This is a genomic window from Deltaproteobacteria bacterium (assembly GCA_018668695.1).
Classification (GTDB): domain Bacteria; phylum Myxococcota; class XYA12-FULL-58-9; order XYA12-FULL-58-9; family JABJBS01; genus JABJBS01.
Genome location: JABJBS010000311.1, coordinates 1 through 14,134 on the forward strand (window position 1 = coordinate 1; position 14,134 = coordinate 14,134).

The following is a 14,134-nucleotide window of genomic DNA, read 5'->3' on the forward strand; positions in this document are numbered from 1 at the left end:
ATTGGTACCATCGAATTTATAACGGTTGGCGACTCCTCAGGTATCAATGCAGCCAACTCGCTGACGACTCCGCGGAGCCACATGGCCGCACTCTTGGTTCCAAACCAGAATGCCGTCTTTGTGGCGGGCGGTATTTCTGCAGCCGTAAGTTCACCTGAGAATGGTGTTGGACTTCAGTCTGTTGAGATTATCAGTCTCAATCGAAGCAATCTGTCATTGTCGACTGTGATTTGTGCCGATCCTGCACTCCAGCTTACGCAGTCTCGAGGAGCTCCGGGGTTCGCTTTGGTGGCAGGAAGAGCACTGCTCGCCGGTGGCATTACTGAAAATGGTGAAGTGACTCGCAGCGCTGAGATGGTGACTTTCGGCAATTTGAGCGAATGCTCACTGGCCACCCAAGTGACCACAGGCAATCTTTCAAAGGCAAGAGCCAGCACCGAGCTAACCACACTCTTAGGTGGCGACGTCCTGGTTACGGGCGGTGTTAACTTTGAGGGCGGTGAAATCGGTACAGTTGGAGCCGGAGAAATCTACACCACAGAGCGCTGAGCTATTTTCCCATTCTTCTTTTTATAAAGTCGGCAAGTGCTTGCCGAGGGGATTCATCCGTTCGTATCAGTCGGTAATCAATTTGTGCCGACTGCATCTCTTTCTCACGCGCATTAAGGTGTTCGGCCATCGCTTTGACATACCGTTGCCGTAAAGTGCGCGGGTGAACGAAGAGCTTTCGTGAATCCTCCATCGAAGAAAACATCGCAGGGTTTTCGTAGGGGAACTCTATTTCCTCGGGTGCTAAAATATGCAGCACGGTGACTTCGTGTTTTCGTGAAGCGAGTGCTCTCACCATTTGCATCAAAGTTTCAGATGGGTCCAAGAGATCTGTAACAACAATTGTGAATGTTGGCCGGCGCCTTGAGCGAACAAACTGCTCTAAGGTAGCGGCAAGATCTGTTTCGCCTTCAGCCTCGAGCGCGGCAAGTCTGCTCATAATTTCCATGAGATGACTGCTTTTGGACCTGGGTGGTAGTTGGTCGTTTATTTGTTGTGAGAAGGTAGCAAGCCCGGTGGCGTCCGATTGGCGAAGTGCCAGATAAGCAAGCGATGCAGTCAGAACCTTTGCATACTCAAGTTTACTTAGCGGCTGTTCACCTTGAAACCCCATAGAGCCCGAATGGTCGATCAGCAGCTCGATGCGCAGATTGGTTTCGTCTTCAAATTGTTTAACATGAAGCTTGTCTGTTTTCGCATACGCTCGCCAATCGATGTGTTTGATGTCATCGCCAGGCGTGTAGAGCTTATGTTCACTAAACTCGATGGAGGAACCGCGCCGCGACGACCGGTGTAAACCAGTGAGGGTACCTGTAGCTGCCTGCCGAGCCGCTAAGAACAGGCCGTCCACATCAGTGAGAAGGGTTCCTGGTTCAGGGAAGCCGTTATGAGTCGTAGGTGTAGCCTCTGCCATTAAGCCGCAATAAGCCCTTCGATGAGGTCATCTGCACTAATGCGATTCGCCTCGGCTTGAAAGTTGGTCATAATCCTGTGTCGCATGACTGGCTTAGCCAGCATCCTAAGGTCCTCGGTGTCCACGGCAGGTCGGCCGTTTAAAATCGCCCGTGCCTTAGCGCACAAAATCAGGTGCTGAGCTGCACGCGGGCCCGCGCCGAAGCTGACATATTCGCGAACTGTTGCCGTGGTCGTTTCATCAGATGGCCGAGTCTTTCGCACCAGTGCTACGGCCTCTTTAATAAGTGAGTCAGCAACCGGGACTCTTAAAACAAGCTCCTGGTACTTCAATATCTCACTGGGGCCCAGAATCTTCTCGACGTCCTTAGGCTGCCCCGAGGTTGTCTGGCGTACGACCTCAGCTTCTTCTTCCGCACTCGGGTAATTAACCCGCATCATCATCATAAACCGGTCGAGCTGAGCTTCGGGCAGTGGATATGTGCCTTCCTGCTCAATGGGGTTCTGAGTCGCAAAGACGTGAAAGGGTGCTGAGAGTGGCATCGTGTGACCGCTGGCCGTCACATTGTGTTCCTGCATCGCCTGTAGAAGTGCTGCCTGAGTTTTAGGTGGTGTCCGGTTAATCTCGTCGGCCAAAAGGATGTTACAGAAAACGGGCCCTTTGACGAATTGGAATTCCCGGTTGCCTTGAGCATCTTGGCGAATGATATCTGTACCGGTGATGTCGGAGGGCATCAGGTCGGGTGTGAATTGAATTCGATTAAAGCCGAGGTCTAGGACTTCGGAGAGCGTATTGATCAGCAAAGTCTTGGCGAGACCAGGAACTCCAACAAACAATCCGTGCCCGCCAGCAAAGAGTGTAATGAGTAGATGCTCGATCACATCTTTTTGGCCAATGACGCGTTTACCGATCTGTTCTTCGATCTTACCACGCGCAGCGTGCAGTGCCTTTAGGGCGTCTAAGTCTTCTGGGGATGTTTTGATCTGCTCGGTCATCAAGCCATTCTCCTGGGAAGGTAAGTCTGCGGGCGCTTCCAATCTCACCCGCTATGCAAATTAGTAGCCGAAAACAGCAATGTTCGCCAATGTTGAATGAAATTCCTTCGAAGATAGTCTAACGTTCAACGCAGGCATTGTGCTCAGAATCAGCAGAGCGTAGTCTGCCACCTGGTCCTGCTAAGTGGCCGAACATAAGGGAATCGACATGATCAAATCCTCGATAAATGGTTCATTGCTTGTCTTTGTAGTGGCGGCACTGGTCGGCTGCATACACACAAAGGCGGGGACACACGTTGAAATCCTCGACCAAGATGGCAAACGTCTCTATGTTTCGGGCGCCGCGGGCCCAGGCGTAAGCCAAACGATAGCCTGTAAAAATGCGGTTCAACGGGCAGCTTCCGCAGTAGCGCATCGTTTCGCGCAAGAGGAATCCAGTATTGGCAGTGATGTTGCTGAGGCGATGGGAGCATCCGATGGCGCACCGTTTCTTTACGGTTACGCAAACCATACCGTGATGCACTCAACAGTTCAGGATGTGACCTTCGACCCTGGGGCGAGTTTATGCATGGCCACGGTTCGCTGGCAGCCTCCAGTGTTTTTGAAGGAAGCGATTGTTAAGTTTGCCCTGGGCATGAAGCAGCGCGAGCTTGAGGAGGCAGACAATGTCGCCGCTGCGGAAGCAGGGCGTCCAGTGGTCGATGATAAACGAGCGAGCACCCCAGTACCGGCAGCGATAGCAGTTCCGTGCCGGAAAGAAACGAAGAAGGCTTTGAAGGCGGGCGCTGAGCTAGACAAACAGCGTGGATATTTCGACGAATGTAAGCGCCGAACCGGTAACGACCTGGATGTTTGTCATGCTTATCAGCTGAGATTTGAAGAAGCTGAGAGGAAGGCAAATGATACACTTGGAGCTCTAAACCGCTGCAAGGAACTTCAGTCTATCTAATTGAAGCGAACCGTTTATTCGATGTAGCCAAGGGCTTTCATTGCATCAATATTGGCTTCCGTCGTTACAGGCTTAGGATCCCGGTCTTTTTCTTGTTCCTCCACAAATTTACTTAACGCCTTTTGACTATCTGTTGCGATCTGCGGTGACGTTTTGAAGAGGTCGTCCTGCTCATCGTAGTCCTGTGCCTTATTGTAGAGTTCACTTCGCCCTACCGGCGCTTTTTTACCTTTGTGGTCGTAGCGGTTAATGTAGGCATGATCCTGGGTTCTCCACCTGTATATTCTTCGCTGGTGTCTGTTTTGAGTGGCATAGATCCCGCGAGCTGGTGCAGGCGCGGTGCCTTGCATCCATGGAAGTAAGGATTCACCTTGAACGCCTAGGAAATCCGTATCCGGAACAGCGCTGATTCCGAGCACATCAAGCGTGGTGGGTAAGATGTCGACGATGCCCACAGCAGTGGAGTCGGCTCTGGGCTTAACCTCTGCGCGTAAACTTAAAGGCAGGCGAATAATCAGCGGCACATGAACCAATTCCTTGTAGAGACTGTTTCCATGCCCAAGTTCTCCATGCTCAAGAAATTCCTCGCCGTGGTCCGAGGTGACAACGATGAGACTCTCTTGACCAAATTTCTTGTCCCAGTGCTCAAGTAGCCTTCCTATATTTGGATCCAATGCTTTGAGCTCACCCTCATAACGGTGCATCAGGAATTTCATTTGAGCAGAATTAGGCGTGGCGCCGGTTTGTCGAGCGGCTTCCATGGCGTAGTGAAGCTGAACAGGTTCTACTCCTACAGGGTCCGGAGAAACTTCAGGATGCTCGTAATAGGGGTAATGAACGTCCATGTAGTGAACGTAGTAAAAGGGCGTGGCCGGGCCCATGGCTTGCATTTTATCGATGGCAGAATCGGTAAGCCCTTTGCCGCCATAGTAAAAGATTTCAAATTCTTCTCTTAATGTTTCCCGAAGGCGAGTTGGGATAAGACGAAATCCAGGAAACGTGAATGCGAACCGGAGTGCTGATTTTTGGAAAAATGTATCAAACCCTGAGGCGAAACCGTTGCGCCGCTCAAGTAGGTAATTATCCATGAATGCGTGGGTTTGGTAGCCGGCGCGTTTGAGTCGCTGCGCAGCCGTGGGCGCCCAGTTAGGCAGGTAGCCTCTGGCAGAATAGAGTGTCGTTGGATGAATGCCCGTTAGGAGAGTCGCCACGGAGGGTAGGGTCCAGCCCGCTGAGGCCTCGGCATCCGTGAAAACGTGACTATCGTTGGCAAGCTGCTTAAGTGATGGAGCATGGGGGAAGCTAAGATCATCTCCATAGAGGGTATCGGCTCGCAATGTGTCGATCACAATCCACAAGACAGGCACCGGAGATTCAGCTCCTACGGCCGCAACGCTTTGAGCGGTTGATTGAACTCGCGAAACCCTGAGGCCGTAACCGAGCACACTTACTCCTACCATTAAGGCGATGAATAATGCGCTTTTTGTCGATTTCTGAAATTCAGCGAGGACGAGATATCTGCCTAAGGTGTGGCTCCAGATGAGGCTAAGCAGCATAGCTGGGCCGATGGTAAAAAGAGCCGCAACCCCCATGAGCAGGAAGGTTTCCGGCTTTGGGTCGAAGAGTTGCCCAATGGCTAGAAATGCCCCGAAGGCGTCGCTTAAAAAATATGCTGCACCTAATAGGATGCCACTTTTTAGGCTGCTGATAATTCTTGAGATCGGCTTCATAGGCACTACATGCTGGCTCTGTGCAATCTAGTCAAGAATAACCACGCGCAACAATCTTCAGAGTTGAACAGTGGGCGGGCTGAGTATAGCTTGCAGGTAGATTATGAATTATCTCCAGTATTTCAGATTACGAGCCGAGCCTTTCGGACATGCACCCGCTCAGGAGGCTTATTACGCCTCCGCAGCTCATACTCGTGTTGTCGACCGGCTACTTTGGGCGGTTGAAGGCATGCGCGGTCTCGCCGTTGTCTCAGGTCACGTAGGCTACGGAAAGACCTCGATAGCTCGGCGGTTGATGAGCCTTTTAGCGCCCAAGGACTACCATGCGGTGATGGTTGTCATGGTTCACGCGGGCGTAAAGCCGGAATGGCTGCTGGCGCATATTGCTCAGCAGCTTGGCGTCGAAACAGGGGGTGACAACCGGCTGGAACTCATTGGTCGTATCTACACAATATTAGAGCATTTGTACGCTCAAGGCCGGAAAGTCGTCCTCTTACTCGACGAAGCACAGATGCTTACGGGGCGCGAAATGATGGAAGAGCTTCGCGGGCTGCTGAATTTAGAAATGCCTGGTCGTAAGCTTCTTTCAATTGTGTTGTTTGGTTTGCCCGAAGTTTACGAGAACATCTATCTCGACAAACCCTTGGCCCAGAGGCTTGCCTTACGATGCGAATTAACACCATTTGACGAGAGCGAGACACGGGCCTATCTCACGCATCGCCTCGCCGTAGTGGGCGCAAACCGTGTTATTTTTGCCCCAGCCGCCACGCGTTTTATTCATCGTGCTTCGGGCGGGGTACCGCGTTTAATTAACGTCATTGCTGACAACGCATTGCTTGAGATGTTTTTTGCACGTCACGCATCCGCAAGTTCCGAACTCTTGAGCCGCGTGTGTCAGGATTTAGGCATCCAGTCGCCGCCGGAAGAACCTGAACGAGAAGAGCCCGTCTTGAGTGCAGCTGATCTCGGTTTTTGTCCCGACGAAATAGCCGCAACGGTTGCGAGCGAGCCCATACCTTCTGTTCTTTCTGAATCGCTCATCCAGGGCGGTAAAAAAGACATCGCAGATCCTCTGGCTTTTCTCGCCGGCACCGCTGAACCCAAGGATGAACTAGAGTGAGCGTCGATACCGAATTAACCCCAGAGCAGATGGCAAGTCTCGATTCGATATTCCAGGCGGGTCTACGCGCGATGGCCCAGGGCGATTACAAGGATGCGGTAGAACGTTTTTCTCAGATTATTGATGATGGTTTTAGTAACGCAGTTTTACTTACAACCTACGGCAACGCACTAAAAGGATTGAAGCTTTTCGATAAGGCTGTAGCTGCTTGTAAAAGCGCGGTCGAACTCGACTCAGGAAACATGCAAGCGCTCATGAACCTGGGTTCCGCTCATTTAGCAGCAGGTGATTGGCAAAATGCGAAGGCTGTCTATCAGGGTGCGCTTGGTTTGTTTCCAGGCGAAAGTGAGATTCACTTCAATCTGGGGACCGCTTGGCTCGAAGGCAACGAATTAGACGAGGCTAGGTCTGCGCTGCAGCGGGCCGTTGCGCTTGATCGAGAATCGTTCCAGGCTTGGGTGAACCTTGGGGCAGTCAGGAAGCGCCTTGGAGACTTTGAGGGAAGTCGCGAAGCGTATGCAAAGGCGGTTGGACTCGACCCAGATGAGCCCCGTGCGCAATGGAACTTATCCCTGGCTGAGTTGTCTGACGGTGACTATGCGCGAGGGTGGGACCGCTATGAATGGCGACAGCAGGTTGAGGATATCCCGGTTCGGGATTTCCCAATGACTCGGTGGGATGGCCGAATGGAGCCAGCGTCCAACTTATTGATTCACTCAGAGCAAGGCCTCGGGGACACGCTTCAATTTGTCAGGCTGCTAAAATTTGCCAAAGAGCGAGTCCGCAACGTTTGCCTACTCGCACCTCGCCCGCTTTGCCCAATCTTAAAGCACTCGGGCATCGCTGACTATGTTGCGGGTGACACATCTGAATTGCCGCCATGCCACATGCATCTCCCATTGCTTAGTTTGCCACGGCTTACAGGCAATGGGTTTTTGGGTGCGATAGATCAAGTGCCATATTTGCAAGCCCGTCGCGACCTTGTCGAGTCTTGGTCCAAGGCACTTGATGGAGATTCCCATTTTAAGATTGGCATATGTTGGCAGGGTAACCCTGGCTATAAGGAAGATCGCTCGAGATCTGTGCCGCTGCTGTCTTTTGAATCGCTTTGTGATGATTCTGATGTTGAGCTGTGGGCTTTACAGAAGGGCTCGGGCCTGGAGCAGGTTCAAAGTTTTGGGCCGTCCGAGCGCTTAAGGGTTCAAAATGCCGAGTTCGATGTGCAGCATGGCGCATTTATGGATACAGCGGCTCTGGCTTCCCAGATGAACCTCATCGTCACATCAGATACGTCGGTAGCCCACTTGGTGGGCGGCATGGGTCTTCCTGTGTGGCTGGCGTTGCCATTCGTGTCAGACTGGCGCTGGGGGCAATACGGTGACCTCACGCCTTGGTATCCAAGCATGCGCTTGTTTCGGCAAGATTCTTACGGTGATTGGTCCGGTGTTTTTAGGCGGATCAGTGATGCTTTGGTTAAATTCAAAGCATCTGCCTGATGGGTCGACTCAGCCGTCGGCCATTTCTCGAACACGCTCGAGGCTTTCATTCATTTTGGCAAGCATGGTTTGAAGCTCTGCCACACGTGCTCTGTCTTTCGCTACAACATGCTCAGGTGCTCGTGCCACGAAGTTTTCGTTCGCGAGTTTCTTCGCAATCTTATCGTGTTCTTTGGTGTGCTTTTCGATCGACTTCTCGAGCCGTGAAGCTTCTTCGCCAAAATCCACGAGGCCTTTAAGAGGAACCGCTGCTTCAAAATGTTCCATGATTTTGACGCCAGCTTGCTCGGGTCGAGCTGCGTCAGTGTCTTGTAGAGTAAGCGTGCTAAGCCTTGCCAAACTTACGATTTCAGCCTCGTGGCCGGCCAGTGTTTCTTGTGTTTCTGGTTTTAAGCAAATCAAGGTGGCCTCAACGCGCTTGCTTGGTGCGACGCCGCTCTCAGCTCTCACGGTACGAATGGCAGTGATCGCGTCCTTCACCAAAACGTACTCTGCCTCAATTTCATCGTTGGCATATCGTGCAATTGTTTCGGGGTAGCTTGCCAGCATAATGGTCTTGCTGGTGCGTGCAATAGGCAGTTTTTGCCAGAGTTCTTCAGTGATAAAAGGCATCATTGGGTGGAGCATTCTCAGTGCCTCATCCAATACACCTACCAGTGTAGATTGTGCGGCTGCCTTGGCCTGTTCGTCGTCGCCCATAAGGCGCTTCTTAGCCAGCTCAATGTACCAATCACAGAACTCATGCCAGAAAAAGCTGTAGACGGCAGAGGCTGCGTCAGCAAACTTAAACTCTTCCAGTGCAGTGTTGGTTGCGGTGGCTGCCCGAGCAAGTCTCGATAGAATGTAGCGATCCGCTGGTTCAAGAATGTCTTCTACTTCGCTGAGTGGCTTAGGCGTTGTGCCTTCTAAGCGCATCAGGGCGAATCTTGATGCATTCCAGATCTTATTTGCGAATGCTCGGTATCCGGCGATTCGGTCTACAGATAGCTTAATGTCCCGGCCACTGGCACTCATGGAGGCCAGTGTGAACCGTAGGGCATCTGCGCCAAACGCCGGCAGTCCATCGGGATGGTCAGACTTGAACTGCGAAGAAACAACATCTCCATCACAACCGTTGATGAGGTGAAGTGGATCGATGACGTTGCCCTTGGTCTTGGACATCTTGTCACCATTTTTATCCCGAACCATGGCGTGGAGGTAGATGGTCGGAAAGGGTGGTTTGCCCATAAACTTGCAACCCATCATCATCATCCGCGCAACCCAGAAAAACAGGATGTCAAAACCCGTTTCCATGACGGTGTTCGGGTAAAATTGTTCTACATCTTCCTTGTTGTCTGGCCAGCCAAGCGTTGAGAATGGCCACAGTCCGCTGGAGAACCAAGTGTCGAGCACGTCGACTTCCTGGGTAAGGTTGGTGCCATTGCATTCAGGGCAAGCCGTTGGCGTTTCACGTGCTACAATGGGCTTAGCAAGCGCATCAAAGCGTATCTCGCCGTCGCTGGATTTTGTAGCGTTGCAGTCTAGGCAATACCAAGCAGGGATTCGATGACCCCACCAAAGTTGTCTCGAAATGCACCAGTCTTGAATGTTCTCCATCCAGTGGTAATACGTCTTCGTCCAGGTTTCCGGGATGATTTTGGTCTCGCCAGTCTTCACGGCTGCCAGTGCCGGCTCTGCTAGCGGCTTGGTGTCGACGAACCACTGAATCGACAACATCGGTTCAACAACCGCGCCGCTTCTTTGGCTGATGCCCAGTGCCATCTCATGCTCTTTTTCACCCTTTTCGAGGCCAAGCTCTTTCAGTGCGGCCTTTACTTTTTTTCGTGCTTCATAGCGCTCGAGGCCCGCGTATTCAGCCCAGGCCTCCATGTCAATTTGAGACTTGATGGGATCCTTGACGTCAGGCGCATCGACAACGTGGGCATTGATGTCAAAGATGTTGAAGAGCTGTAGCTTGTGCCGCTTGCCTGTTTCGAAGTCGTTAAAGTCGTGTGCCGGGGTTACTTTAACCGCGCCTGTGCCGAATTCTGGGTCGACCAGAATTGCGTCGCCTACGATTGGGATCTCATAGCCAAGGATAGGGTGCTTGACGGTTTTACCGATGAGGTGCTGGTAGCGTTCGTCTTCCGGGTGAACCGCGATTCCTGAGTCACCTAGCATCGTTTCGGGGCGTGTGGTTGCAACGACCAGTTCGCCCGAGCCATCGCTGAGCGGGTAAGCGAACTCATAGAGTTCACCTTTGTAGTTTTCGATGCGTTCAACTTCGAGGTCACTGAGTGCCGTATGTGACTGCGGGCACCAGTTAACGAGTCGCTCCGCTCGGTAAATGAGCCCTTCTTCATAAAGCTGGACAAATACTTCTCGCACGGCAACCGAGAGTTGCTCGTCCATTGTGAAGCGTTCGCGAGACCAATCTAGTGAGCAGCCAAGTACACGTAGTTGCTTTGAGATACGGTTGCCGTATTGCTCTTTCCATTCCCAGACGCGTTCCAGGAATGCTTCGCGGCCCAAGTCGTGCCGGGTCTTGTCTTCACTGGCTTTGAGTTCTCGCTCGACAACCATCTGAGTTGCGATGCCCGCGTGGTCGGTGCCAGGCAGCCATAGAGTTTTGCGTCCCTGCATTCTTCGCCAGCGGATGAGCATGTCTTGAATCGTTACAGTTAGAGCATGACCCATGTGGAGTGATCCGGTGACATTGGGTGGCGGAATAACAATGGTGTAGGGCTCGCCATCAGGATTCATCTCAGGAGAGAAATAGCCGGCTTCTTCCCAAATCGGGTACCACTTGTTTTCTGCCTCGGTCGGGTCGTAAGCAGAAGGTAGGTTCTCTAGATTTGCATCACTCATCGTCTGTCTCCACACTCTGGATTGGCCATCTTATGGCGGTCCGATACCTCGGGAATGAACGAGGCCTTATATGCATCTGGAGTGGGGAAGCCAAGGACGTGAAGCGATGGGAACGCTTTTCTCAAAGTCCTTGATATAAAGAGCGATCAGGACCCGCGGTTGTTGAGGTGCTCGCGAATAAGGCGCTCGGCTAGGTCTGGGACGACTTCCCATACAACGCGTTCTACGACCTCTGCGGTCACCTTTCGAACGGCTGCTTCGATGACCGGCATCAGGGCATCCATATCAACTTCACCGTCGGCCACAGAGAGCTTTCCAGCACCTGCACTTACTCCCTCGGCTATGGACCCGAGGTCGATGCCCAGACCCAAATCGGTCACTGGAGAAGTTAGAGCTGGAACAGAATGAGTCGGTTCTGGCTTGTAAGGTTCGTCTTCAGCCTCGTTGGTTAGGGCGTGCATCACCATCGTCGGCGCTTCGGGGACAGGGATCGGTGCGAGTTCCGGCACCTCTAGGGCTGGAGGAGTCAACTCAGCGGCCTCTGTTTCAAAATCTGAGGCCGGTGGTGGCAAATCCATCACTGTTGGTGACGTAGTCTCAGCAATAAACGGAGATTCGTCGTCGAGCTGGGTCCGTGCAAGGTCGGCCGCAGCCGTTGGCTCAGTGATCAGGACGGGAGCTGGTGGTTCTGGCTCGGCCGGTGCATCAGGAATAAGCGCCGCAGCAGGTGGTTCTGATAGAGGTGGTTCAGTAATCAAGGCAGCTGACGGTGCATCGAAGTCGACGGGCGCGTCGGGAATCAATGCCGGGGCCGGGGCTTCTGCCACGGGGGGTGGCGTGATTAATGCGGGCGCTGGTGCCGGCGCCTCAAATGGCGTCGGCGTTGACTGGAGCCGGATTCGTGCCGACGAGTTAGGTGCCGGTGGCGGCGGACCCTTGATGGCTGGTGGCGGTGGTCCTTTGATGAGTGCTGGTGGCGGCGCTACTGCCGGTGCAGGTGCGATGGTTGGCGTGGCTTCAACAACGGGTGCTGGCGCGATCACTACTGCTGATTCATTTGTTGGTTGTTCAGCTGCCTGGGCGGCGCGGGGTGTAAAGCGCATCGCTGCGACCGATTTAACCACTTCGAGGCCAAGCTGGGTTTTTACATGATCGATCAATTCTTGAGTGTGGAATGGCTTGGAAAGTTGGCTTGTGAATCCTGCCGCTTCCAGGGCGCTCTGTTCGACAGGCGCTTGTCCTGAACTAAGCAAGACCAATGGGAAACGCCCGCCAGCTGCAGCAGCGAGCATATCTTGAGCCAAACTTAGGCCGCTGTCCGCGCCAAGGTTTGCGTCTACCAGCGCGAGATCTGGAGTCTTTTCACTAAGTGCGGCCAAGGCTGAAGCGCCATCGGCGACCGTGGTAAGCTCGAAGTCTTCGTGCGCAAAGGTGATGTCTACAGCTTTTCGTATGGTGGTAGAATCATCCACAACCAAGATGTGATGGGACATAGAACGCTCCGGTCCGGATATATTTAAATCTTGTTATATTCCGCATGTTTGGTCGGCGCAAATGGCGATGAGACTTCAGTGCAAAAGAATTGTTATTGAATGATTGCTCAGGGCCTTGCAGAGGTGATCTTGTCCCGAGGGTCTGTTAAGTTTCTCCAATGTTCATGCGAATCACCACCGTCTGTGTCCTGCTGGTCGCTTTGGCCGGCTGCCAAGTCTATGAGTTTGTGTTTATTCCAGACGCAGAAAAGCAGGGGAGTTGGCTCCATTTTAGTGTGGAAACACCTTCACGCGCGGACCTTTTATTTGTAGTCGATAACTCTGAGAGTATGGCAGATGAGCAAGCCAGCCTAGCCGCGTCATTCTCGCAGATGCTTGATGTCTTGGCTCCTCAGGACACAAGTTACCGAATTGGCATCGTTTCGACCGACGCTCATGGTTTTCAAACCGACTGTTGTGGCACCCAAAACCCATTGATCGATGTTGGCACCGATCGGTCGATTGATGGCGCCCGTGGTAATTGTCAGAGTTGCGATTGCGGTGGCGGGGAAGACTGTTTCACATGTGTAGCTTGTGAGCCTTTGGTTGAAATTGCTAGGCCTCACGATGGGGTTAAGGGAAGGCTTCTGGCCGCGTACGACCCTGCGGTTTACCAGCTGGAAGCATGGAGTCACCTCAGCGCAGACCTACAATCCGTGTTGCCTGCGGTGTTTCCATCAGGTCCCAGTGATGCGATGCACGTGATTGACCGTGAATCTTTGACGTTACAGGCCTGCGATGCCTGCGGCTGCCCAGATTGCACTCAATCGAGTTCCTCCTGCGAACCCTTTTTTGAAAACTGTGTGGAGGACCTGACGACTGTTCTGGTGGAGGCCCATTTTCGGAGTAATTTAAAAGGCTTGGGAGTTGATGGTTTTGGCTGGGAAGAAGGCATTAAATCAGCAATGCTGGCCGTTGGTTTGGACCCAGAGGAACCGGAAACTCTTGAGCCCGCCTATAATTTGGTCGCCAATGGTGCCCCGAATCAGTTTAGCGTTAACGCGATGGACGAGCCTTGGTTGCGCGACGATGCTGTATTGGCCATTGCCTTTGTTACTGATGAGGAGGATTGCTCGATGCCTTCCCATCTGATGGTGCTGCGGCATCAATACGAAGAGAACGGCTTCCCGGTTGGTTCGATTTGCTATCAACCAGACCAAAAAGAGCGCTTTCTAAAGGTCCAGGATATGGCCACCCAGCTTCTGGGTAAAAAGGGCAACGCCACGTCTCGCATGACGGTGAGTGTAATCGCCGGCGTAGAGCCCGGTTCCGGTGAGCTTGGATGGCGGGAAGCATCTGCCACTAGCTGTGTCGCGAGCGATACTGGTGTTTCAGGTACTTGTGATTGTTTCGCCGGAGCTTCGGCGCAGGATTACCCCGACTGGTGCCAGTTTACTGAGGGGCCTGAAGGTTCTCCGGCGTGTGATGCGTTGGGAGGGTCTCGTTATCTGGAATTTGCCAATGCTTTCGAACGGCGAAGTTTCGAGTCTATTTGCGAGGGAGCCGATGATGGGTTTGGCGAAGCGCTGGAGCGATTTGCACTCTTGGCCACCGAGGCATGCTTCACACTCGAGGGCATAGAACCAGCCGGTCAACTGGCCACAAATGTCAGTGTACACCGACGAGCACGCGAGCTTGTGGCCGAGTCTCCTATGGAAAAGCTTGATTTTGTTGCCGAGTCTGGTGACCGGGGTTGGTATTACGATGCGCGTGAGAACAAGGTTTGCTTGTCGCAAATCGAACGGCGAATAGGGGACAGCTACTCTATCTTCGTTGTCCACAGCGATGAGGTCGACTATAGCCGCTAAACATCCCAGGTCCAGCGCATGTAGCGCGCCAAAAGGATGTAAATCGAATACACAAAGAGCAGCAGCCAAAAAACAATCATGAGCAGGTCGAATCTAAACTGGTTATCGGTAACGTGATTGAGCGCGTCTGTATCATAATCTTCACCTTCTTCGATTGCCTCCTCGGCAACCATTCGCATCGCGAAGTTCACTCGG

General features: G+C 52.7%; 11 protein-coding genes. 5 read left to right on the forward strand and 6 right to left on the reverse strand.

Annotation, left to right across the window (positions count from 1 at the left end):
- Positions 1 to 549, forward strand: a 549-nt coding sequence (locus HOK28_17135) for a hypothetical protein (GenBank protein ID MBT6434824.1), incomplete at its 5' end; no start/stop codon positions are given.
- A gap of 1 nt (position 550) precedes the next feature.
- On the opposite strand, the gene HOK28_17140 is transcribed toward HOK28_17135, so the two are convergent.
- Both HOK28_17140 and HOK28_17145 read right to left on the reverse strand, forming a co-directional pair.
- A complete protein-coding gene (locus HOK28_17140) occupies positions 551 to 1,462 on the reverse strand; it encodes a DUF58 domain-containing protein (protein MBT6434825.1) in 912 nt (303 codons plus the stop codon).
- Positions 1,462 to 2,457, reverse strand: a complete 996-nt coding sequence (locus HOK28_17145) for a MoxR family ATPase (GenBank protein MBT6434826.1) — start codon at positions 2,455 to 2,457, stop codon at positions 1,462 to 1,464. Before HOK28_17145 ends, HOK28_17140 begins: the two co-directional genes overlap by 1 nt.
- 208 nt (positions 2,458 to 2,665) lie before the next feature.
- On the opposite strand from HOK28_17145, the gene HOK28_17150 reads away from it, so the two are divergent.
- A complete protein-coding gene (locus tag HOK28_17150) occupies positions 2,666 to 3,406 on the forward strand; it encodes a hypothetical protein (protein MBT6434827.1) in 741 nt (246 codons plus the stop codon).
- 14 nt (positions 3,407 to 3,420) lie between these two features.
- On the opposite strand, the gene HOK28_17155 is transcribed toward HOK28_17150, so the two are convergent.
- Positions 3,421 to 5,136 carry a sulfatase-like hydrolase/transferase gene (locus tag HOK28_17155; GenBank protein ID MBT6434828.1) on the reverse strand — a complete coding sequence of 572 codons (1,716 nt, stop codon included), beginning with the start codon at positions 5,134 to 5,136 and terminating at the stop codon, positions 3,421 to 3,423.
- Between the two features lie 103 nt (positions 5,137 to 5,239).
- Between HOK28_17155 and HOK28_17160 the strand changes: the two genes are divergently transcribed.
- Positions 5,240 to 6,256, forward strand: a complete 1,017-nt coding sequence (locus HOK28_17160) for an AAA family ATPase (GenBank protein MBT6434829.1) — start codon at positions 5,240 to 5,242, stop codon at positions 6,254 to 6,256.
- Positions 6,253 to 7,752 (forward strand): tetratricopeptide repeat protein, encoded by a 1,500-nt coding sequence (locus tag HOK28_17165; protein MBT6434830.1) that lies wholly within the window; start codon positions 6,253 to 6,255, stop codon positions 7,750 to 7,752. The genes HOK28_17160 and HOK28_17165 overlap by 4 nt, the downstream gene beginning before the upstream one ends.
- 9 nt (positions 7,753 to 7,761) lie before the next feature.
- Here the strand turns inward: HOK28_17165 and HOK28_17170 are convergent, their stop codons facing one another.
- Positions 7,762 to 10,599, reverse strand: coding sequence for a valine--tRNA ligase (locus HOK28_17170; protein ID MBT6434831.1), 2,838 nt, complete (start codon positions 10,597 to 10,599; stop codon positions 7,762 to 7,764).
- Positions 10,600 to 10,745: 146 nt separating this feature from the next.
- The gene (locus HOK28_17175; GenBank protein MBT6434832.1) at positions 10,746 to 12,092 is read right to left on the reverse strand and encodes a response regulator; all 1,347 of its coding nucleotides are present in this window, start codon (positions 12,090 to 12,092) and stop codon (positions 10,746 to 10,748) included.
- 158 nt (positions 12,093 to 12,250) lie between these two features.
- On the opposite strand from HOK28_17175, the gene HOK28_17180 reads away from it, so the two are divergent.
- Positions 12,251 to 13,939, forward strand: coding sequence for a VWA domain-containing protein (locus HOK28_17180; protein MBT6434833.1), 1,689 nt, complete (start codon positions 12,251 to 12,253; stop codon positions 13,937 to 13,939).
- Here the strand turns inward: HOK28_17180 and HOK28_17185 are convergent.
- Positions 13,936 to 14,118: a hypothetical protein gene (locus HOK28_17185; protein MBT6434834.1), complete on the reverse strand. Its 183-nt coding sequence runs from the start codon at positions 14,116 to 14,118 to the stop codon at positions 13,936 to 13,938. The genes HOK28_17180 and HOK28_17185 overlap by 4 nt on opposite strands.
- Positions 14,119 to 14,134 lie beyond the last annotated feature (16 nt).

Bases quoted from the DNA above. Each gene is read 5' to 3' on its own strand.
- HOK28_17140 (MBT6434825.1), bottom strand. From the start codon at position 1,462: ATGGCAGAGGCTACACCTACGACTCATAACGGCTTCCCTGAACCAGGA.
- HOK28_17145 (MBT6434826.1), bottom strand. From the start codon at position 2,457: ATGACCGAGCAGATCAAAACATCCCCAGAAGACTTAGACGCCCTAAAG.
- HOK28_17150 (MBT6434827.1), top strand. From the start codon at position 2,666: ATGATCAAATCCTCGATAAATGGTTCATTGCTTGTCTTTGTAGTGGCG.
- HOK28_17155 (MBT6434828.1), bottom strand. From the start codon at position 5,136: ATGAAGCCGATCTCAAGAATTATCAGCAGCCTAAAAAGTGGCATCCTA.
- HOK28_17160 (MBT6434829.1), top strand. From the start codon at position 5,240: ATGAATTATCTCCAGTATTTCAGATTACGAGCCGAGCCTTTCGGACAT.
- HOK28_17170 (MBT6434831.1), bottom strand. From the start codon at position 10,599: ATGAGTGATGCAAATCTAGAGAACCTACCTTCTGCTTACGACCCGACC.
- HOK28_17175 (MBT6434832.1), bottom strand. From the start codon at position 12,092: ATGTCCCATCACATCTTGGTTGTGGATGATTCTACCACCATACGAAAA.
- HOK28_17180 (MBT6434833.1), top strand. From the start codon at position 12,251: ATGTTCATGCGAATCACCACCGTCTGTGTCCTGCTGGTCGCTTTGGCC.
- HOK28_17185 (MBT6434834.1), bottom strand. From the start codon at position 14,118: ATGCGAATGGTTGCCGAGGAGGCAATCGAAGAAGGTGAAGATTATGAT.